Genomic DNA, 19,359 nt, shown 5'->3' on the forward strand with positions numbered 1-19,359 from the left:
GTTCAAAAACCGGCCGCCCGGCCCTAGATCGCGAGAACGATGCAAGGTTCCTACGGCCCGCCAGACCGGTTCAACGAAGAGAAAGCGACGTTCGCGATCCGCGGCAGCGACCAGCCCGATCTGGATGCTGGCGTGGCGGCGATCCGCAACGTCGTGCGCACGCTGCCGGCGCGTCCGGGGGTGTACCGGATGCAGGATGCGCGCGGCGACGTGCTCTATGTCGGGAAGGCGCGTGCGCTGAAGAACCGCGTCAGCAACTATACGCAGATCAACAACCTGTCGAAGCGGCTCCAGCGGATGGTGTCGCAGACCCGGTCGATGACGATCGTCACGACCAACAACGAGGCCGAGGCGCTGCTGCTCGAGGCGCAGCTGATCAAGCGCTACCGCCCGCCGTACAACGTGCTTTTGCGCGACGATAAGAGCTTCCCCTTCATCCTGTTGCGCGCCGACCATGACTTCCCGCGCATCCAGAAGCATCGTGGCGCGCGCCGCGCGAAGGGCGATTACTATGGTCCTTTCGCCAGCGCCGGCAGCGTCAACAACACGCTGAACGCGCTTCAGAAACTGTTCCTGCTGCGAAGCTGCACCGACGGCTTCTTCAAGACGCGCGACCGGCCATGCCTGCTGTACCAGATCAAGCGCTGCTCGGCCCCGTGCGTCGGCCGGATCGACAAGGCCGGCTATGACGAGCTCATCGCAGACGCGAAGAAATTCCTCGCCGGCAAGACCACCGACGTTCAGGCGAAGCTTGGCGCGCAGATGGAGGCCGCGGCCGCGGCGATGGACTTTGAGCTCGCCGCCGTGCTGCGCGACCGGCTGCGCGCGCTGACCTTCATCCAGGGATCGCAGTTCATCAACGCCGAAGGGGTGGGCGATGCGGATATCTTCGCGCTCGCCAGCCATGAGGGCGTGATCGGCATCCAGGCCTTCTTCATCCGCGGTGGTCAGAATTGGGGCCACCGCAGCTTCTTCCCCGCGCACACCGCCGATGTGACTGAGGAAGAGGTGATGACCCTGTTCCTGATGCAATTCTATGAGGAGGTTCCGCCGGCCAAGGCAGTGCTGGTCGATCGCGTGCTGCCGGAGGCCGACCTGCTGGCCGAGGCGCTGACGACGCAGGCCGGGCGCAAGGTGTCGATCGAGGTGCCGCAGCGGGGCACGCGCAAGCGGCTGATGGAACAGGCGTGCCGCAATGCCAAGGAGGCGCTGGAACGCCGTCTGGCGGAAAGCACCACGCAGGCGAAGCTCAACCGCGAGGTCGCGGACCTGTTCGGCCTGGCGGAGCCGCCGCAGCGAATCGAGGTGTACGACAACAGCCATATTCAGGGCACGAATGCGGTGGGTGCGATGGTCGTCGCTGGGCCGGAGGGCTTCCGCAAGGGGCAGTATCGCAAGTTCAACATCAAGCAGGCGGCGACCGATGACGATTTCGCGATGATGCGCGAAGTGCTCACCCGCCGCTTCGCCCGCGCGATCGAGGAGGATCCCGATCGTGATGGTGACAATTGGCCTGATCTGGTGCTGCTTGACGGTGGCCGGGGGCAGCTGAACGCTGCCAAGGCGGTGCTCGAGGATCTCGGCATCGAGGACGTGTGTCTCGTCGGTGTCGCCAAGGGACCGCACCACGGCCGCGAGGGGCGCGAGGTGTTCCACCTGATGGACGGGCGCGAACTGACGCTGCCCGTCAATTCGCCGGTCCTGTTCTACCTCCAGCGGCTACGTGACGAGGTGCACCGCTTCGTCATCGGAGCGCATCGTGAGAAAAGGGCAAAGGCGATGGGGGCGAGCCCGCTCGATGAAGTCCCCGGCATCGGCCCGGCGCGCAAGAAGGCGCTGCTGATGCACTTCGGCACCGCGCGCGCGGTGCGCAACGCCAGTCTTGCCGATCTGCAGAAGGCGCCCGGCGTCAGCGCCGGCGTCGCGCAACAGGTGTACGACTTCTACCACGCGAAGTGACGCCTGCCGGGCGTCTGATCGAAAATCTCAGGCGAAATCAGGAAATCTGCTGCGCCATTTCGGCAAGCATCACGCGCGCGATGGGCTGCTGGATCTCGTTTTCGATATCCAGGCTGCCGCCGAGTACGCGCGTGCCACGGCGCACGGGCACCCGCACCATCGAGCGCGCGGTACGCTGCGCAAAAGCAAGCGCAGCATTGATATCCGGAAGCTCATGACACTCCGCCCGGCGAACGACCTGATCAGGAGTACGGACACGGAAGAAGTAGCTGGGCATGCTGCGGATAATGCGCGAGAAATCGGTCGGTTGCGCAACGCAACATAAGTTTGCAAATTTCTTGCCGCAGCCATGCTGCAGCAAGCGGCACCACGCCTACATCAGCCCCTTGGCGCGGAGGCTGACATGGCCGCTCGTGCCGATGATCAGGTGATCGTGCACCGCGATCCCCAGCCCGCGGCCTGCCTCGACGATCGCGCGCGTGATGTCGATGTCGGCCCGGCTCGGTGAGGGATCGCCGGACGGGTGGTTGTGGACGAGGATGATCGCGGCCGAACCAAGATCGATGGCGCGGCGGATCACCTCGCGCACATGAACTTGCGCTTGGTCGATCGACCCTTCGCTCATCACCTCGTCACGGATCAGCATGTTGCGCGTGTTGAGGTGCAGCACGCGCACTCGTTCGATGGCATGATGCGCCATGTCGGCGCGCAGGTAGTCGAGTAACGCTTGCCAGTTGCCGAGCACCGGTCGCGCCGCGACCTCCGCCTGCAGCAATCGCAGCGCGGTGGCCTGCGCGATCTTCAGCGCGGAGATGCTGACTTCGCCCATGCCCTTCACCCGCAGCAACGCCTCGCGATCGGCAGTGAAGACGCCGCCGATGCCGCCGAACTCGCGCAGCAACGCCTTGGCGATCGGCTTGGTATCGATCCGCGGGGTGGCGAGGGTAAGAAGGTACTCGAGCAGCTCGTGGTCGAGCAACGTGTCACCGCCGCTGCCGAGCAGTCGTTCGCGCAGCCGCGCGCGATGGCCCTGTGTGTCGTTCGGTGGATCGGCGTCGGCCATCGTCGAAAGGCTAGCAGGACGCAGCTTGTACGCAATCGGGAACGATCGGTCGTGGGCGGCAGTGCGTGGGGATGACGGGGCCCTGTTCAGCCGGTAGAGCGGCCCGCGTCGGGAGGACGAACGAGGGCGCGTGGAAGCGGCAGACGAGGAACGATTGCCGCATGTCCGCCGCCGGCCCTTCCGCCGGAGGCTGGCGGTCGCCGCGATCCTGCTGGCGCTTCTGCTGCTTGGCTTGTGGCTGGCGAGGGTGCCGATCGCGACGCGCTACATCGATCGCACGCTCGGCGCGCGCAAGGTGCCGGCACGCTATGCGATCACTGAACTCGGTTTCGGGCGCCAGCGGCTGACCAACGTGGTGGTAGGCGATCCGCGTTCGCCGGATCTCGTCGCGGACTGGATCGAAACCTACACCGATAGCGACCCCGGCGGCGCCCGGCTTAGCGGCATTCGCGCGGGCAAGCTTCGGATGCGCGCGCGCCTTGTCGAGGGCCGGATATCGCTCGGCGCGATCGATCAGTTGCTGCCGGCGCCCAGCGGCGGCCCCTTTGCGTTGCCGGCGCTCGACCTGTCTGTCGACGACGCACGCGTCCGGCTGGAGACGCCGCTGGGACCGGTGGGCCTTCGCATCGCCGGCCGGGGGCGGCTGGACGACGGCTTCCGCGGCACCGTCGCGGCGATCAGCAACGGGGTGGCGATCGGCGATTGCCGGCTGCTGCGTCCCAGCGCGCTGCTCGGCGTGGCGGTGAACAATTTCACGCCGCAACTAAGCGGCCCGGTGCGGCTGGCCGGGCTGCGATGCGGCCAGGCCACGGTCGCGGCGCCCGAGGCGCGGGTCGACGTGACTCTGGGGCCGGCGCTTGACCGCTGGCAGGGATCGGCCGGGCTGCGCGCCGGAAAGATGACGGCGGCCAATGCATCGCTCGGTGCGCTGACGGGCCAGATCGAGTTTCGCGGCAACGCCTCGCGCACCGAAGGCGAGGCGCAGGTGCGGGGCGAAAGGTTCAGCGCCGCCGGGGTGAGCGGGGCGTTGCTCGCCTATGCCGGTACCTGGCGGGTGGCAGCCGGCCGGGCGCTGGCGGCCGGCCGGGTCGACGCTGGCGACGTCTCCGTTTCCGCCTCGCGACGCGCTGAATTCGCCTCGCTCGCGGACAGCACGGCGGGAACGCCGGTCGGCCCCATCGCTGCAGCAGCGGCACGCGCGGCTGCGCGCGCTGCGCAACGCTTCGACCTCGGCGGTGAAGTCGCAATTGGCACTGCCTCTGGCCAGCCGCTGGCGACGGTGCGGCAGCTCGTCTTGCGCGCGGCGAGTGGCGCATCGATCCAGTTCGGCGATGGCGAAGGGCTGGTGTTCGGTGCGCCCGACGGCGTTCGCGCCGACGGCGTTTTGTCGATGGGCGGCGGGGGGCTGCCCGATGCACGACTGACGTTGGCCCAAGCGGCACCGGGCGAGACCGTCACCGGCACTGCGACCTTGGCGCCCTATGCGGCCGGCGGCGCGTTTCGGCTGAGCACCGTGGCGGACGTGAGTGGTCCGCTGGGCGACGGCGCGGTCGAGGGGCTGCGCCTGCCGATCGTCGCGCGGCGGAGCGCCGGTGGTGATCTGCGCGTGATCGAGACATGCGCACCGGCAAGCTTCCGGCGACTTGCGGTGGCGGGCCTCACGCTGCGTGAGACGGGTTTGCGGCTATGTCCGCTCGACGGTGCGCTGCTGCGGATCGATGGCGGGAAGATCGGTGGCGGCTTGGTCATTGCCGCGCCGCGGCTTGCGGGGGCGCTCGGCGGATCACCGGTGACGCTGGCGGCGGCGCGTGCCGAGTGGCGGCACGGCTCGGCCCGCTTCGTGCTAGATGACGTGAAGGCGCGGCTGGGGCAGGGGGATCGCGTCACCCGGCTCGATCTCGCGCGGCTTGATGGCGGGATAAGCGGCGGCGGGATCAGCGGGCGCTTTGCCGGCGGAGCGGGGCAGATCGGCGCGGTGCCGCTGCTGCTGAGCGAGGCCGCCGGAGAGTGGCGATTTGCCCGTGCAAATCTGGCGCTGAATGGCGCGCTGACGGTGGCGGATGCGGCAGCGTCGGCAAGGTTCCGGCAGCTGATGGCGCGCAATGTCACGCTTCGGTTGGCGAATGGAACGATCAGCGCGGAAGGCGCGCTGTTCGAACCGGGCAAGAGCGTGAAGGTGGCCGACGTGACACTCCGCCACGTGCTCGCGAGTGGCACCGGCGCCGCGCACCTCGCCGTCTCGGGCATCACCTTCGGCGATGGTTTCCAGCCGGAGGAACTGACCCCGCTCACCTTCGGCGTCATCGCCGACGTGCGCGGAACGGTGCGCGGCAGCGGCGATATCGCCTGGACGCCCGAGGGCGTCACCTCCACCGGTAGGTTCGCGACGGACCGCGCGGATCTCGCCGCCGCTTTCGGGCCGGTCGCCGGGCTGAAGGGCGAGGTGGTCTTCACCGACCTTCTCGGACTGGAGAGCGCGCCCAGCCAAGTGGCAACGGTCGCCTCGATCAACCCCGGTGTCGAGGTGACGGACGGGCGGATCGATTATCAGCTGCTGCCGGGTCTGCGCATCAAGGTGAACGACGGGCGCTGGCCGTTCGCCGGTGGGACGCTGACGCTGCGGCCCACCTTGCTCGATTTCGGCGCGCAGCAGCAGCGCCGACTGACCTTCCATGTCGAAGGCGCCGAGGCGCGCCAGTTCCTGCAGCAGTTCGATTTCAAGAACCTCGACGCGACCGGCGTCTTCGACGGCGAGCTGCCGATGGTGTTCGACCAGACCGGCGGCCGGATCGAGAACGGGACGCTGACCGTGCGCGAAGGCGGCGGCAGCCTCGCCTATCTCGGCGAGCTGACCAAGGAGGACCTGGGTACCTGGGGCAATATCGCGTTCCAGGCGCTGCGCTCGCTGCGCTATCGTAATCTGGACGTCGTGATGAACGGGCCGCTGGCGGGCGAGATGATCACGGAGGTGCGCTTCGCCGGGGTCAGCCAGGGGGAGGGCGCGAAATCGAACTTCCTCATCCGCCGGCTGCAGCGGCTGCCGTTCGTGTTCAACATCAGGATCAAGGCGCCGTTCCGCGGGCTGATCGATTCGGCCGCGAGCTTCTACGATCCCAAGCGTCTGATCGAACGCAACCTGCCCGCCCTGCTGGAAGAGCAGAACAAGCGCACCAACCCGCCCGCCGTGCCTTCATCGGCAGCGACGCCGGCCATTCAGTCATCCGCAAGCGAGAACATGCCATGAGCGACACATTGAAGAAGCGAGGAGGGCACCCGATTTCCACGATGACGAGGAAGGCGGCGATCGGACTGGCGGTGGTGACGGGCGGGTGCGTCAACGTCGCCGCACCTGACAAGCCGATCGTGATCAACCTCAACATCAGCGTGACGCAGGAAGTGGTGTACCGTCTCGACAGCGAAGCGAAGTCGCTGATCAAACAGAATCCGGGGATCTTTTAAGATGACCAGCAAGGCAGTGAGCAAGACGATCCTGATGATGGCGGGGGCGCTGGCGTTGACCGGCGTGTCGGCCACTGCCTGGGCGCAGCGCGACCCGGCCTATGCAGCGGCGCGCTCTGCCGGCGAGGTCGGCGAACAGCCTGACGGCTATCTTGGCGTCGTGGGTGCCGGCTCGCCGCAGGTCCGCGCGCTGGTCAATGCGATCAACATTCAGCGCAAGGCAGCCTACACGCAGAAGGCGCAGGCCTCGGGCGCCACCGTCGAACAGCTGGCCTTCACCAGCGGCTGCAACCTCATCCAGCAGACCGCGCCGGGCGAGAAGTATCGCACGCCGGACGGCAACTGGGAGACGCGCGGCGCCGGCGCACCGATTCGCGACCCGCGCTGTGTCTGAGGTCGCCGGGCGGGTTCCCTGCCGCGGCAGGGACGCTCGCTAAGCGGCTGTTTCCGCTGGACCGGACGGGGCCCTGGCATGGCATTCCGGGTCGTGTCCGAATGTTGCGCAAAGGTTGACACCCCCGGACCCCCCGGCTAACCGGACCGCGCCTTGGCGGGCTCGCCACTTGGCACTCTTCGCGCCTGCCCAGAACACGGGGAAGCGCGCGGATGGCGGAGAACGAGCCCGGACCAGACACCCTCGGCCAGGATGCACGCATCACCTCGCTCGACGAGCGGTTGAATGCAGCGCAAGCGGACGAGGCACGCCGGACAAAGGCGAGCAAGGCGGAATCCGATGGCGGCTATCGCCTCGGCAACCGCGTGCTCGCAGAATTGACTGGCGGAATGGTCGGCGGCGCGCTGATCGGTTGGGTAATCGACCGATTTGCGGGCACGCAGCCCTGGGGTCTGCTCGTGATGCTCGCCCTCGGGACGATCGCCGCGTTCAGAAACATCATTCGGATTTCGACCAAGCGCCCGAAGTAACGATCGGGCGCTTTCGTTAGGGAATTACAGGCGTGGCGGAAGGCGGCGGCAAGATCGATCCGATGCACCAGTTTCTGGTAGAGCCGTTGTTCGGCACCCAGGACTGGCAGATTGCCGGCTATAACATCGCCTTCACCAACTCGGCGATGTGGATGGCCGTGGCGACGATCGTGCTGATCGCGTTCATGTCGCTCGGCACCAAGGGCAAGGTTGTTCCCACCCGCGGGCAGATGATGGTCGAGGGCGCGGTGCGCTTCGTCGACAACATGCTCGCGTCGAACATCGGGCCGGAAGGGAAGCGCTACGTTCCCTACGTCTTCTCGCTGTTCATGTTCATCCTGTTCGCCAACGTGCTCGGCCTCCTGCCGCTCGGCGTCGTCGGCATCCACCCCTTCACCTTCACCAGCCACTTCACCATCACCGGCGTGCTCGCGATCATGTCGTTCGCGATCGTCCTGGTGGTCGGCTTCTGGCGGCATGGCCTGCACTTCTTCAGCCTGTTCGTGCCGCACGGCACGCCGTGGTGGCTGATGCCGGTCATCCCGCTGATCGAGTTCGTGTCGTTCATGGTGCGCCCGTTCAGCCTCGGCCTGCGACTGTTCGTCGCGATGACCGCCGGGCACATCCTGCTGAAGGTGCTGGCCGGGTTCGTCGTCAATGCCGGCAGTGCCGGGCTCGGCGTCGGCCTACTGGTGGGCATCCCCAGCTTTGGCCTGATGGTCGGAATCTCGGCGCTCGAGCTGCTCGTCGCCGGCATCCAGGCCTATGTCTTCGCGCTGTTGACCTCGCTCTATCTGAACGATGCGGTCAACCTGCACTAAGTTTCACCTGTTCTTTCCAACCGTTTGATTTTCATAGGGAGTTATTGAAATGGACGCAGAAGCCGCAAAGCTGCTCGGCGCTGGTCTCGCAGCCGTGGGTGCGGGCCTCGCCTCGCTCGGCGTGGGCAACGTGTTCGGCAAGTTCCTCGAAGGCGCGCTGCGCAACCCGGGCGCGGCTGACGCGCAGCAGGGCCGTCTGTTCATCGGCTTCGCCGGCGCCGAGCTTCTCGGTCTGCTCGCGTTCGTCGTGGCGATGATCCTGGTCTTCGTCGCCTAACATTACGATCCTCGACGGGGCGCGCCGGTCGGCGCGCCCCGTTCAGGCGGGATTTTCGATGCCTCAGATCTCCCAACTTGCCGCGACCTGGGCTTCCCAGTTCTTCTGGCTGGCCGTGACCTTCGGTATCGTCTTCTTCGTCGTGGGCCGCGGCATGCTGCCCAAGGTGCAGAAGACGATCGATACGCGCGATCAGTCGATCGCTGCCGATCTCGCTGCGGCGTCGGCGGCGCGCGATGCGGCGGATCAGGCGGAAGAGGCATGGCGCGTGCGCGACCAGGCCAACCGCGAAAAGGCTCAGGCGCTCGTCGCCGAGGCGCGCCAGCGCGCCGCTGCTGCGTCGGCGGAGACGCTGAGCGCGGCGCATGCCGAGCAGGCGGCGCGTATCGCGGCCGGCGAGGCTGATATCCGGGCGGCGACCGAGCGGGCGCTGGCCGAGATCGAGGCGGTTGCCGCTGAGGCCGCGCAGGATATCGTGGCGCGCGTGTCCGGCACCCAGGTGTCGGCCGAGGAAGCGAGGAGCGCCGTTCAGGCGGCGATGGCCAATGGCTGAGTTCATCATCATGAGCGCCATGTCCCCGGGCTCGGCCGAAGTGGCGCACAACCTCGCCACCGCCGCCAATGCCGAGGGCATGAACGCGCATGGCACCGAGGCGCTGTCGACCTCGATCGCCGAGGGCGGGCCCGATCACCACGTCGATCCGGCGCTGTTCGGCTTTGCCAACGGCACGGTGATCGTCTCGCTGGCGATGCTGGTGCTGATCATCATTCTGCTGGTGAAGAAGGTGCCGGCGATGATCGTCGGCGGCCTCGACAAGCAGATCGCGGACATCCGCCGCCAGCTGGACGAGGCGAAGACGCTTCGTGCCGAGGCCGAGGCGCTGCGCGACGAATATGCGCGCAAGATCGCCGACGCCGAGAAGAGCGCCGCCGACATGGCGACGCAGGCGACGCATGAGGCCGAGGCGATCGTGGCGCAGGCGCGCACCGATGCGGCCGAGCTGGTCGAGCGTCGTGCGCGCATGGCGCAGGACCGCATCTCCGCGGCCGAGCGTGCAGCGATCGCGGAAGTCCGCGCCAAGACGGCCAGCGCTGCCGCCAGCGCAGCGGCGCAGCTGATCAAGCAGCGCCACGGCGCCGAGGCCGACCGGGCACTGGTCGATCGCGCGATCTCGGGCCTTGGCCGCCTGAACTGATCACCGCCTGATCTTGGGATCACGAAGGGGCCGCGTCCGCAAGGATGCGGCCCTTTTGCTTTTGGGCGAGCGGACGCGGTAAGCGATTGCTCATGCGCCGGATCATTATCGCCATCGCGGGGATCAGCGGCGTGCTCGCGGCCTATCCGGTGGCCGGGCTTGTCGGGGGCACGATACCGAGCAACGCCGGCTGGACGGAGCCTTCAGCGGGCATCGTGCTCTATGTCGAATCAAATGGCGTCCACGCGGGCATCGTCATGCCCAAACAGGCCGCGGGGGTTGACTGGCGCGGCGTCTTCCCGGCGCGCGACCTCGCCGATCCGCGCTACGCCGGGTTCGACCATGTCTCGATCGGCTGGGGCGAGCAGGACTTTTACCTCGAAACGCCGACCTGGTCCGATCTCAGGCTCTCTACCGTGATCGCCGCGGCGTTCGGGAGCGATCGCACGCTGGTGCATGTCGATCACGTGCCGCGGCCCAAGGCCGGAGAAGACGTTCGCCGTGTCATCGTACGGCCGGCCGAATATCGCCGCCTGGCCGCCTACGTACAGGCGTCACTGGTGCCGGGCGGTCAGCGCTATCCCGGCTATTACGGCTACGACGCTTTCTACGCCGCCAGGGGCCATTACAGCGCGGTGCACACCTGCAACGCCTGGATCGGCGATGCTTTGCGTTTCGCCGGTATCCGTATCGGCGCCTGGACGCCTTTTCCGTCAACCGTCCTGCACTGGTTCCCGGCTCAGCAGTGATTGCTCCAGCAAATTTCCGCGGTAAACGGTTACACGTTTTAAAGGGGATCTTATGGCTTTCGCCCACGGCACAAACACCGCCAACAGTGCCGACCCGGTGCCTGAAACGGGCGATGGCGGGCATGTAGACGCGCCGGATCTGCGCTGGTTCGTCTTCGCACTGTTCTTCATCTTCGGCGGCATCACCAGCCTCAACGACATCGTGATGCCGAAGCTGCAGGAACTCTTCACCCTCAGCCACGCGCAGGCGAACCTGGTCAATTCGGCCTTCTTCCTCGCGTATCTGCTGTTCTCGCTCCCGGCCGCGGCGATCGTGCGCCGTGCAGGCTACATGCGCACCGCATCGATCGGCCTCGTCACCATGACGGTGGGCTGTCTGCTCTTCATCCCCGCATCGAGTTCGGCGACGTTCGGCATGTTCCTGCTGGCGCTGTTCGTGCTGGGTGCCGGCATCACGGTGGTGCAGGTGGTGGCGAACCCGCTCATCTCGCTGCTCGGGCCGGCGCGCACCGCGCACAGCCGCCTGACGTTCGCGCAGGCGTTCAACTCGCTCGGCACGACGATCTTCCCGCGCGTCGGCTCGACACTGATCCTCGGCAGCCTCGCCGGCGTCAGCGCGTCGGCGCTGAGCGGGCCGGCGCTGGACGCATATCGCGTCGAGGCGTCGCGCGCCATCGTCCACACCTATATCGGCCTTGCCGTTGCGCTGCTGGTGATCGCCGCGGTCGTCTGGACGCGGCGCAACCGGTTGCAGGAGGAGCAGGAGCAGACCGGCTCGATCTTCCACGCGCTGACGTTGCTCGGCCGGCCGCGCTTCGCATTCGGCGTGCTGTGCATCTTCCTTTACGTCGGTGCGGAAGTGGCGATCGGCTCGAACCTCGTCGTGTATCTCGCGCAGCCGACGGTTTGGAACGTGCCGCACCAGATCGCGGGCAATTACGTGCCCTTCTACTGGGGCGGCGCGCTGATCGGGCGTTTCCTGGGGTCGGGGCTGCTGCGTGTCGCGTCGCCGGGCAAGGTGCTGGCGTCGGCCGGAACGCTGGCCATCCTGCTGATCGCTTACTCCGCCAACGCGACGGGCGTGTCGGCCGGCTGGGCGCTGATCGCGGTTGGCCTCGCCAACTCGGTGATGTTCCCGACGATCTTCAGCCTTGCGTCGGAAGGGCTGGACAAGCGCGCGGCGGAAGGGTCGGGCGTGATCGCCACCGCGATCGTTGGCGGTGCGGTGATCCCGCCGCTCTACGGCTCGCTGGCCGACGGGTTCAACAGCCTGTCGTTCGCGCTGATCCTGCCGGTGCTGTGCTACGTGGTGATCGCCGGCTTCGGCGTGTTCGCGCGGCGCCCTGCCGTGGCCTGATGCCGACAACAGGCAAGAGACTGAGCGGTCCCGGCCATGTGCCGGGGCCGCTTTTATTTTGCATGAGCAGCAGTGCTTCCAGGCGGGGCAGGGCGCCCGTGTAGAGCTTAGGGCGTGGGATGGCCGCCATGGCCACATCGCCGTGAGGAACCGCCGTGGCGGCCCTCCAGCGGCTGCTCAGGCGGTATAGTCGATCGGGTAGAGTGCGGCAGCGATCTGCCGTCCTTCGCTGCGCAGCACGCCCCAGGCGCGCGCTGCGGCGCGGCTGTCCATCGCCTCCATGCCGATGTCGCGCGCCTCGAGCGCCGTCACCAGCCCGCGGGGCGGCCGCGCCAGCAGCTTGCCGGTGCCCACCAGGACGAACTCGGGGTTTTCTTCCAGGACGGCCTCAAGCGCCTCGATCGTCAGGTCGCCGAGGACAGGGGGGCTCCAGCTGCGCGCTTCCTTCACTGTCAGCAGGGCAGCGGGAAGGACCGTTTCCTCATCGATGCGAAAGCCGGTGCGGGTGAAGCCGCGCACCAGCGGCCCTCCCGCGCTCCGGTCAAGGCTCATCCGCACCGCGTTGGTCGCCCTTAAGCGCGCGGCTCGCGCGGGGCGACACGCTCGGCATTGTCGATGCTGCCGCCGCGCGCCGGCTTGTCGGGCGCCGGGTTGGCGCGCAGGCCGAGCACGATCAGCAGCGACGAGGACACGTAGATCGACGAATAGGTGCCGACGACGATGCCCAGGATCATCGCCGCGGTGAAGCCGCGCAGCACGTGGCCGCCCAGGAACAGCAGCGCGCCGAGCGCGAGCAGGATGGTGACCGAGGTCATCACCGTGCGCGGCAGCGTTTCGTTCACCGACAGGTTCACGATCTCGCGGATGTCCATCTTGCGATAGCGGCGCATGTTCTCGCGGATGCGATCGTCGATGACGATCTTGTCGTTGATCGAATAGCCGATGATCGTCAGCACCGCGGCGACGATGTTGAGGTCGAACTCGAACTGCGTCAGCGCGAAGAAGCCCAATGTCATCAGGAGATCGTGGACGATCGCCGCGATGGTCGAGACGCCGAACTGCCATTCGAAACGCACGATGGCGAACAGGCCGATGCCCAGGATCGACAGGACGACGGCCAGGATACCGTTGCGGATGAGCTCGCCCGAAACCTTGCCGGAAATGGTCGAGTAACGGCTGAACGTCGCGCCGGGGAACGCCTCGGCGATCGCGAGCTCCACCTTCTTCACCGCGGCGTTGGTGGCACCTTCGTCGGCACCTTCCTGCACCGGCAGGCGGATGGTGAGCGTGCGCGGATCACCGAACTGCTGCAGCGATGCCTCGCCCAGGCCCTGGGCGTCGACCACGGCGCGCAGCTTGTCGAGATCGGGCGGCGTTGCGAACCGCTCCTCGATCATCAGACCGCCTTCGAAGTCGACGCCGAAGTTCAAACCCTTGGCGAAGGTGATGCCGACCGCCAGCACCGACAGGATCAGCGTCAGGCCGAACGCCCAGCCACGCAGGCGGACGAAATCGAAGTTCGTGTTGTCGGGGACGAGCTTGAGGAGTTTCATTCGCAAACCTCCGCCAGGCCCGCACCGGCGGGCATGGCGATCAAGGTGGGGGAGGCGATCATATGTTGATCGTCTGCGGCCGCGTGCGGCGCAGCCACTGCGCAACCAGCATGCGGGTGAAGAGGACGGCGGTGAACACGCTGGTCGCGATGCCGATCAGCAGCACGACGGCGAAGCCCTTCACCGGGCCCGAGCCGAGCAGGAACATGATGATGCCCGAAATCGCGTGCGTCATGTTCGCCTCGAAGATCGTGCGGCTCGCTTCCTTATAGCCCAGTTCGACCGACTGGACCACGCTGCGGCCACGATGCCGTTCCTCGCGGATACGCTCGTTGATCAGCACGTTCGCGTCGACGGCGGTGCCGATCGTCAGCACGAAGCCGGCGATGCCCGGCAGCGTCAGCGTGCCGCCGATCAGCGCCAGGACGCCGACGATGACGAACACGTTGATGATGACGGCGAGGTTCGCATAGATGCCGAAGCGGCCGTAGGTCACGAACATGAACGCGACGACCAGCGCCACCGCGACGGCGGAGGCGAGGATGCCGGCGCGGATCGATTCGGCGCCGAGATCCGGGCCGACGGTCGATTCCTCGACGACCTTCAGCGTCACCGGCAGCTTGCCCGACCGCAGCGCGATGGCGAGCGCGTTGGCGCTTTCCGTCGTGAAGCTGCCCGAGATCTGCGCGCGGCCGCCGATGATCGGCTCGTTGATGTTCGGTGCCGAGATCACCTGATTGTCGAGGATGATGGCGAACGGCTTGTTGACGTTCTCCGTCGTCACCCGGGCGAACTTGCGGCCGCCCTGGCTGTCGAAGGTGATCGCGACCTGCGGCTCGTTGGTCTGCTGGCTGAATTCCTGACGGGCGTCGGTCAGCTGGTCGCCGGTGAGGATCGCCGTGCGCTTCACCGCGATGAACGGGATACCGGCGGGATTGTTGGGATAGGGAAGCACCTGGCTGCCCGGGGGCGCCTGACGAGCGACCAGTTGCTGCGGGGTCGCGCTTTCGTCGACCAGCTTGAATTCAAGCTTCGCGGTCTTGCCGAGCAGCTCCTTCAGCGCCTGCGGATCCTGCAGGCCGGGCACCTGCACGACGATGCGGTTCGAACCCTGGCGGATGATCGTCGGCTCGCGCGTGCCGAGCTCGTCGATACGGCGGCGGACCACTTCGGTCGCATCGCCCATCGCGGTGTCGATCGCCTGGTCGAGCCCGGCCTTGGTGGGGGTGAGCACCAGGCGGCTCGAATCGACCACCTGGATGTCCCACTCGCGCTGGCCGGTCATGCCGACGCCGCCGCCCGTGATGCTCAGCAGGCGCTCGCGTGCCGCGTCCACCTGGCTCGGATCACGCAGCAGGAACGAGAGGCGCCCGCCGCGCGTGGAGATGTCGCCGATCTCGATCCGCGGCTTCTGCCGCCGCATCTCGGTCTGCACCTGTTCGCGCATCGCTTCCAGCCGGCTCGCGGCGACGTCGTTCACGTCGGCCTCGAGCAGCAGGTAGCTTCCCCCGGCCAGGTCGAGGCCAAGGTTGATCCGCGGATGCGGGAAGCTGCCCCACTGGTCAGTGATGCGCTGCGGCAGAAGGCTGGGGATGGCGAGCGCGCAAAGCACCGCAATCGTCAGCCAGATCGATACGACCTTCCAGCGCGGGAAATCGAGCATCTCGGTTGCCCAGTCTTAGTCGTTGGCGGGCTTGGAGCCGAGCGCGGTCACCTCGGCGAGCGTGGCCTTGACCACACGGACGCGGGTGTTCGGCGCGATCTCGACCTCGACGAAGCGTTCCTCCACCTTGGTCACCTTGCCGACGAGCCCGCCGGCGGTGACGACGCTATCGCCCTTCTTCACCGCGGCGACCGCATTCTGCAGCGCTTTCATGCGCTTCTGCTGCGGGCGGATCATCAGGAAATAGAAGACGATGAAGACGAGGATCAGCGGCGCGAGGCTGAGGAAGCCGGCGAGGCCACCCTGCGAGCCGGCGCCAGTCGCCGTCTGAGCATAAGCTGGGGAAATGAACATGCCGTCCTTGCGTGCACATGGGGCGCGGGGCCCGAGATCGGACCCCACGTGAAGCGCGAGCCGCTACCATCGCTGCGGCCTTGGCGCAACTCGCGCGCCGCGATAGGTGCTGCTCGCGACCGGTCGGCAACACGGCCGCCAACGGGAGAGAATGATGACGATTTTGGTGATGGGCACGATCAAGCTGGGTGAGGGCGAAGGCGCCAAGGCGGCCAAGCTGTTCGCGGATCATGCGGCCGTGGTGAAGACCGAGGAAGGCTGCGAGGAATATAGCTTCGCCTTCGATGCGGCCGATCCCGATCTGGTCCGCGTCGCCGAACGCTGGGCCAATGCGGAGGCGCTAGGCGCACACGGCCAGGCGGAACACCAGAAGGCATTCGGCCGCGCGCTGCGGGCCCATTCACCCAGCGCCATGTCGATCGACGCGTGGGACGGGCAGCATTGGCGCAAGCTGATCTGAACGGTGCTTGCATAACCGGCGGGCGCGGCGTAGAGCCGCGCCCCTCGGTCGGGGCGTAGCGCAGCCTGGTAGCGCATCACACTGGGGGTGTGGGGGTCGCAGGTTCGAATCCTGTCGCCCCGACCAGAGATTTCCGCCACTCAGCTGGCGGGTGGAGCGGAAGCGACGTGTCGCTTCTCTCCCCACAGGGCACCTGATCCTTATTGGCACGTCTGCGTGCTGCACCCGCACAGCTACGAAGCGCATGGCAGGGACGGCAGGCTGCCGAGCCGCGGCAACATTGCGTGGCAGGCGGTTGAAAACACGATGAGCCATGCGAGCTACGCCAGCGGCTTTAATCCGGCGGCATTGACACGTCCGGCCCTCGCCGGTTGGTCCTCGGATCAACGAGCGATCTGCGCAGCATCGGTGCAGGCTGCGCTTCCGCATGTGGCGCGCCGCGCCTCGGCTAGAAGTTGAACACCACGTTCGCGAACGCGCCGGTCCAGGTCGGCGCCTTGCCCGGAAGCTCCGCCTTGATGCCGGCGCCGGGGAAGGACGCGGCGAGGCCGATCGTCAGGAACAGATTCTCGGTCAGGATCTGGTTGTATTCCAGGAAGAGGTCGTCGGACAGATGGTGCTTGGTCACGCCGTCGACCAGGTTGAAGCCGCTCGGCGTGGAGACGAGGCGGGTCGCCTGGCCGAACTGCAGCGGGCTCTCCAGCTTGTCCGCGCTGATATAGGCGTAGCGCAGCGTGACCGTGATCTTGTCCGACGGCTGAACTGCCGCGCTGAACTCCAGCGCCTTCAGATTGGTGTTGATGAACACCATCGATGATTCCGCGCCCGTCGCCCAGATGCCGGGCGATCCCTCATAATAAAGCGGATCGAACCGCTCGAGCTTCGGCGTGTTCGGATCGTCGCCGGAAAAGAATTTCGCAGTGTAGATCAGCGTCGGCTTCCAGGGGGCCTCGGCGAACGTGTAGCCGATCTGCCCGCGTGCCGCCCAGGCGGACATGTTGATCCGGTTGTTCCACTCGTAGGCGACATCGCCGGTGACGAACCAGTTGCGCCAGATGCCCTGGTCGCGGCTGCCCTTGAAATAGAGGTTGATGACGTTCGTCTTGTCGCGCCCGTCGGGGATGATGGTCGGCGCGCCGATGCCCCCCGGCGCGGCGCGGATGTAGGGGGACTGCGATTTCAGGGCGTTGATATAGGTGAAGCCGATGAAGTCCTCGTTCGTCGCGTCATAGCGGAAGTCGACGCCGGCAAGCTGGTTGTGCCCGTTATTGGACTTCAATTCGCGCGGTTCGATGAAATAGCCGGTAATCGTCTGGCGACCGTTGATGATGCGGCCGATTGCGGCCTGCTTCCACGCCTTGCGCGGCCCGAACTTCAGCGCGCCCCGCTCGAACCCGTTCACGCCGCCGTTGGCGATGAGCATGCCGCTGCCCAGCACCAGCTCGCGCGGGCCGAGCGACAGGTCGAAATTGGTGCCGGTGCCCTCGGTGCGGAAGCCAAGATAGCCTTCCTCCAGCGTGATCGCGCCCTGGTTGCGCGAGTCGAACGCGTCCGTCCCCCAGGTGCGCGACGCGACGCCCGAGATCTTGCCGTAGAAGACGTTGCCGCCCGAGAAGGCTTTATCGAAGCCGATCCCCGGCTTCACATATCCCTCGAGCCAATCCTCGTCGGAATTGAACTTCGATTGCGGCGAATAGGCGGATGCGAGATTCCAGAAGAGGTTGTTCTCAACATCGTAGTCGAGGCCGCCCTGCAGATACCAACGCACATGCAGCCCGTCCTTGTCGTAGATGTCGGTGATGGGCGGTCTGTCCTTGGCGGCGGCGGTGAGCTGCTCGGTCCGCAATCCGGACGGGCCGCCTTGTGGCAGCGTGGGCGGGCCAGACCGTCGTATCCTACCGTCAATCACCTGGATGCCGTCCGCGCGGCCGGCGGGAATGTCGCCGGATGTGCGGCGTGCCGGCGGCGCCTCCTGCACGGCTTGCGCGACGATGGCGGGCGGCACATCCATCATTGTGTGAGTTCCCGCCACGATGGAGTGGCGTCGGCATCGCGCCGGGAGGCATTTGCCTGCCCAAGCATCGTCTGACGACTGCTGCCCATAGACTTGCTCCCTTTGAGCAAATTTGTACGACGCGCTGAATCCAGGACATATAGTGGCAAGTACTTATCGAAAGGCGAAGATCACTTCTTCGCAGGTGAGAGCCGATGGAGTCTGCTGACAACACTGAACGTGTTCATCTGTTGTGATCTTGTCATGCCGGAATTTCCCGAAGCCGTTCAGTCACATCGGAACGTTTGCGCATTCAGGGAAATAGGTAAATTCGCGGATATGTACCCCTTCAAGATGGTCTAACCTGAATGCTGTAGTCCCCACGTGCAGGGGGCAATAGGCGCGTCGATGACGATGAAGGAGCCGATGGTGCCCTGACTACAGTGAGGAACCATTGATAAACTGAACGAAGCGCGCCCGGACGCCGCAGTTTGCCGTGTTTCAGGAAAATGGAGGCCGGACATGTGTACGGGGCTCAGCTTCGCTACCAAGGATCATTATTTCGGCCGCAATCTCGATTACGAGCGATCCTATGGAGAATCGGTCGCCGTCACGCCGCGCAACTATGCGATCGAGCTTCGCAAGCTTCCGCCGATCCCCACCCACCATGCGATCATCGGCATGGCGACGGTCGTGAATGATTTCCCGCTCTATTACGATGGCACGAACGAGAAGGGGCTCAGCATGGCCGGGCTCGCCTTCATGGGGAACGCCGTCTACCGGCCAGAGGAACCGGGCAAGACGAACGTCACGTCGTTCGAGTTCGTCCTGTGGGTGCTCGCGCAGTTCGAGACCGTTGACGAGGTCAAGGAGGCGCTGCGCGCCGTCAATCTCGTCGACATCGCGTTCAGCGAGGGCCTGCCGCCGTCACCGCTGCACTGGATCATCGCCGATCGGTCGAAGTCGATCACGGTGGAGCCGATGCCCGACGGGCTGAAGGTCTATGACAATCCGGTGGGGGTGCTGACCAACAACCCCACTTTCGATATTCAGTTGTTCAACCTCAACAATTTCATACACCTGTCGCGCTATTCGCCGACCAATACCTTCTCGGACGCGATCAAGTTCGACGTCTATAGCCGGGGCATGGGTGCGCTGGGCCTGCCGGGGGACCTGTCTTCCTCGTCGCGCTTCGTGCGTGCCGTCTTTACCAAGATGAACTCGATCGCCGATGAATCCGAATCCGCGTCGGTCAGCCAGTTCTTCCACATTTTGGGGTCGGTCGCCCAGCAACGCGGCTGCGCGAACGTCGGCGGCGATCAATATGAGATCACGATCTATTCGTCCTGCTGCAACGTCGACAAGGGCATCTATTACTACACCACGTACGAGAACAGCCAGATCACTGCCGTCGACATGCACAAGGAGGATCTGGATGGATCGGCGCTCGCTAATTATCCGCTGATCCAAGGCCAGCAGATCCGGATGCAGAACTGACCGCCCGCGTCTTCGCGCCCCACGTCGCAACAGC

Annotated in this window: 20 protein-coding genes and 1 tRNA gene; 14 read left to right on the forward strand and 7 right to left on the reverse strand. The window is 66.1% G+C overall.

Annotated features, from left to right (window positions below; translation table 11 throughout):
* The first annotated feature begins 39 nt into the window (after positions 1-39).
* Positions 40-1,959 (forward strand): excinuclease ABC subunit UvrC, encoded by a 1,920-nt coding sequence (gene uvrC, locus ACH0CP_RS07640; protein WP_406875488.1) that lies wholly within the window; start codon positions 40-42, stop codon positions 1,957-1,959.
* A gap of 37 nt (positions 1,960-1,996) precedes the next feature.
* Here uvrC and ACH0CP_RS07645 read toward each other — a convergent pair whose 3' ends face one another.
* Both ACH0CP_RS07645 and radC read right to left on the reverse strand, forming a co-directional pair.
* Entirely contained in the window at positions 1,997-2,320 is a 324-nt protein-coding gene (locus tag ACH0CP_RS07645) for a DUF6894 family protein (RefSeq protein WP_294445107.1), read from the reverse strand.
* 12 nt (positions 2,321-2,332) lie between these two features.
* Positions 2,333-3,022 (reverse strand): DNA repair protein RadC, encoded by a 690-nt coding sequence (radC, locus tag ACH0CP_RS07650; RefSeq protein ID WP_294445106.1) that lies wholly within the window; start codon positions 3,020-3,022, stop codon positions 2,333-2,335.
* Positions 3,023-3,152: 130 nt separating this feature from the next.
* Between radC and ACH0CP_RS07655 the strand changes: the two genes are divergently transcribed.
* The 10 genes from ACH0CP_RS07655 (at position 3,153) to ACH0CP_RS07700 (ending at position 11,805) form a co-directional block, all read left to right on the forward strand.
* Entirely contained in the window at positions 3,153-6,266 is a 3,114-nt protein-coding gene (locus ACH0CP_RS07655) for a YdbH domain-containing protein (protein WP_406888432.1), read from the forward strand.
* Complete coding sequence (locus ACH0CP_RS07660) at positions 6,263-6,481, forward strand: YnbE family lipoprotein (protein ID WP_294445104.1); 219 nt, start codon at positions 6,263-6,265, stop codon at positions 6,479-6,481. The genes ACH0CP_RS07655 and ACH0CP_RS07660 overlap by 4 nt, the downstream gene beginning before the upstream one ends.
* A gap of 1 nt (position 6,482) precedes the next feature.
* Entirely contained in the window at positions 6,483-6,875 is a 393-nt protein-coding gene (locus ACH0CP_RS07665) for a YdbL family protein (protein ID WP_294445103.1), read from the forward strand.
* 212 nt (positions 6,876-7,087) lie between these two features.
* Entirely contained in the window at positions 7,088-7,405 is a 318-nt protein-coding gene (locus tag ACH0CP_RS07670) for an AtpZ/AtpI family protein (RefSeq protein WP_294445102.1), read from the forward strand.
* Positions 7,406-7,437: 32 nt separating this feature from the next.
* Positions 7,438-8,226 carry a F0F1 ATP synthase subunit A gene (locus ACH0CP_RS07675; RefSeq protein ID WP_406875491.1) on the forward strand — a complete coding sequence of 263 codons (789 nt, stop codon included), beginning with the start codon at positions 7,438-7,440 and terminating at the stop codon, positions 8,224-8,226.
* 49 nt (positions 8,227-8,275) lie between these two features.
* Complete coding sequence (locus ACH0CP_RS07680) at positions 8,276-8,503, forward strand: F0F1 ATP synthase subunit C (RefSeq protein WP_228945703.1); 228 nt, start codon at positions 8,276-8,278, stop codon at positions 8,501-8,503.
* Positions 8,504-8,561: 58 nt separating this feature from the next.
* Positions 8,562-9,056 carry an ATPase gene (locus ACH0CP_RS07685; protein ID WP_294445024.1) on the forward strand — a complete coding sequence of 165 codons (495 nt, stop codon included), beginning with the start codon at positions 8,562-8,564 and terminating at the stop codon, positions 9,054-9,056.
* Entirely contained in the window at positions 9,049-9,699 is a 651-nt protein-coding gene (locus ACH0CP_RS07690; RefSeq protein WP_406875492.1) for a hypothetical protein, read from the forward strand. Before ACH0CP_RS07685 ends, ACH0CP_RS07690 begins: the two co-directional genes overlap by 8 nt.
* A gap of 92 nt (positions 9,700-9,791) precedes the next feature.
* Positions 9,792-10,448, forward strand: coding sequence for a TIGR02117 family protein (locus tag ACH0CP_RS07695; protein WP_294445025.1), 657 nt, complete (start codon positions 9,792-9,794; stop codon positions 10,446-10,448).
* Positions 10,449-10,500: 52 nt separating this feature from the next.
* A complete protein-coding gene (locus tag ACH0CP_RS07700; protein WP_294445026.1) occupies positions 10,501-11,805 on the forward strand; it encodes a sugar MFS transporter in 1,305 nt (434 codons plus the stop codon).
* A 177-nt stretch (positions 11,806-11,982) separates the two neighbouring features.
* On the opposite strand, the gene ACH0CP_RS07705 is transcribed toward ACH0CP_RS07700, so the two are convergent.
* From ACH0CP_RS07705 to yajC, 4 genes are read right to left on the reverse strand one after another with little or no spacing between them, the layout of a single operon-like run.
* On the reverse strand, positions 11,983-12,357 hold the full coding sequence (locus ACH0CP_RS07705; RefSeq protein ID WP_294445027.1) for an Mth938-like domain-containing protein: 375 nt from the start codon (positions 12,355-12,357) through the stop codon (positions 11,983-11,985).
* 20 nt (positions 12,358-12,377) lie between these two features.
* On the reverse strand, positions 12,378-13,358 hold the full coding sequence (secF, locus tag ACH0CP_RS07710; RefSeq protein WP_294445030.1) for a protein translocase subunit SecF: 981 nt from the start codon (positions 13,356-13,358) through the stop codon (positions 12,378-12,380).
* A gap of 58 nt (positions 13,359-13,416) precedes the next feature.
* Positions 13,417-15,021 carry a protein translocase subunit SecD gene (gene secD, locus ACH0CP_RS07715; protein WP_294445031.1) on the reverse strand — a complete coding sequence of 535 codons (1,605 nt, stop codon included), beginning with the start codon at positions 15,019-15,021 and terminating at the stop codon, positions 13,417-13,419.
* 15 nt (positions 15,022-15,036) lie between these two features.
* Positions 15,037-15,375 (reverse strand): preprotein translocase subunit YajC, encoded by a 339-nt coding sequence (gene yajC, locus ACH0CP_RS07720; RefSeq protein ID WP_294445032.1) that lies wholly within the window; start codon positions 15,373-15,375, stop codon positions 15,037-15,039.
* A 154-nt stretch (positions 15,376-15,529) separates the two neighbouring features.
* Between yajC and ACH0CP_RS07725 the strand changes: the two genes are divergently transcribed.
* Positions 15,530-15,835 (forward strand): putative quinol monooxygenase, encoded by a 306-nt coding sequence (locus ACH0CP_RS07725; protein WP_406875493.1) that lies wholly within the window; start codon positions 15,530-15,532, stop codon positions 15,833-15,835.
* 49 nt (positions 15,836-15,884) lie between these two features.
* Positions 15,885-15,961, forward strand: a tRNA-Pro gene (locus tag ACH0CP_RS07730).
* A gap of 322 nt (positions 15,962-16,283) precedes the next feature.
* Here ACH0CP_RS07730 and ACH0CP_RS07735 read toward each other — a convergent pair.
* Positions 16,284-17,849 carry an alginate export family protein gene (locus ACH0CP_RS07735; RefSeq protein ID WP_294445204.1) on the reverse strand — a complete coding sequence of 522 codons (1,566 nt, stop codon included), beginning with the start codon at positions 17,847-17,849 and terminating at the stop codon, positions 16,284-16,286.
* A gap of 501 nt (positions 17,850-18,350) precedes the next feature.
* Here ACH0CP_RS07735 and bsh point away from each other — a divergent pair.
* Positions 18,351-19,325, forward strand: coding sequence for a choloylglycine hydrolase (gene bsh / locus ACH0CP_RS07740; RefSeq protein WP_406888429.1), 975 nt, complete (start codon positions 18,351-18,353; stop codon positions 19,323-19,325).
* Positions 19,326-19,359 lie beyond the last annotated feature (34 nt).

The organism is Sphingomonas sp. 179-I 2A4 NHS (genome assembly GCF_045369135.1).
GTDB lineage: Bacteria > Pseudomonadota > Alphaproteobacteria > Sphingomonadales > Sphingomonadaceae > Sphingomonas.

Excerpts from the sequence above, each read along its gene's own strand:
- ACH0CP_RS07690 (WP_406875492.1), top strand. The coding sequence starts at position 9,049 with ATGGCTGAGTTCATCATCATGAGCGCCATGTCCCCGGGCTCGGCCGAA.
- bsh (WP_406888429.1), top strand. The coding sequence starts at position 18,351 with ATGTGTACGGGGCTCAGCTTCGCTACCAAGGATCATTATTTCGGCCGC.
- ACH0CP_RS07680 (WP_228945703.1), top strand. The coding sequence starts at position 8,276 with ATGGACGCAGAAGCCGCAAAGCTGCTCGGCGCTGGTCTCGCAGCCGTG.
- secD (WP_294445031.1), bottom strand. The coding sequence starts at position 15,021 with ATGCTCGATTTCCCGCGCTGGAAGGTCGTATCGATCTGGCTGACGATT.
- radC (WP_294445106.1), bottom strand. The coding sequence starts at position 3,022 with ATGGCCGACGCCGATCCACCGAACGACACACAGGGCCATCGCGCGCGG.
- ACH0CP_RS07705 (WP_294445027.1), bottom strand. The coding sequence starts at position 12,357 with ATGAGCCTTGACCGGAGCGCGGGAGGGCCGCTGGTGCGCGGCTTCACC.
- uvrC (WP_406875488.1), top strand. The coding sequence starts at position 40 with ATGCAAGGTTCCTACGGCCCGCCAGACCGGTTCAACGAAGAGAAAGCG.
- yajC (WP_294445032.1), bottom strand. The coding sequence starts at position 15,375 with ATGTTCATTTCCCCAGCTTATGCTCAGACGGCGACTGGCGCCGGCTCG.
- ACH0CP_RS07725 (WP_406875493.1), top strand. The coding sequence starts at position 15,530 with ATGACGATTTTGGTGATGGGCACGATCAAGCTGGGTGAGGGCGAAGGC.
- ACH0CP_RS07700 (WP_294445026.1), top strand. The coding sequence starts at position 10,501 with ATGGCTTTCGCCCACGGCACAAACACCGCCAACAGTGCCGACCCGGTG.
- ACH0CP_RS07735 (WP_294445204.1), bottom strand. The coding sequence starts at position 17,849 with ATGATGGATGTGCCGCCCGCCATCGTCGCGCAAGCCGTGCAGGAGGCG.
- ACH0CP_RS07670 (WP_294445102.1), top strand. The coding sequence starts at position 7,088 with ATGGCGGAGAACGAGCCCGGACCAGACACCCTCGGCCAGGATGCACGC.
- ACH0CP_RS07665 (WP_294445103.1), top strand. The coding sequence starts at position 6,483 with ATGACCAGCAAGGCAGTGAGCAAGACGATCCTGATGATGGCGGGGGCG.
- ACH0CP_RS07685 (WP_294445024.1), top strand. The coding sequence starts at position 8,562 with ATGCCTCAGATCTCCCAACTTGCCGCGACCTGGGCTTCCCAGTTCTTC.
- ACH0CP_RS07695 (WP_294445025.1), top strand. The coding sequence starts at position 9,792 with ATGCGCCGGATCATTATCGCCATCGCGGGGATCAGCGGCGTGCTCGCG.
- ACH0CP_RS07660 (WP_294445104.1), top strand. The coding sequence starts at position 6,263 with ATGAGCGACACATTGAAGAAGCGAGGAGGGCACCCGATTTCCACGATG.
- secF (WP_294445030.1), bottom strand. The coding sequence starts at position 13,358 with ATGAAACTCCTCAAGCTCGTCCCCGACAACACGAACTTCGATTTCGTC.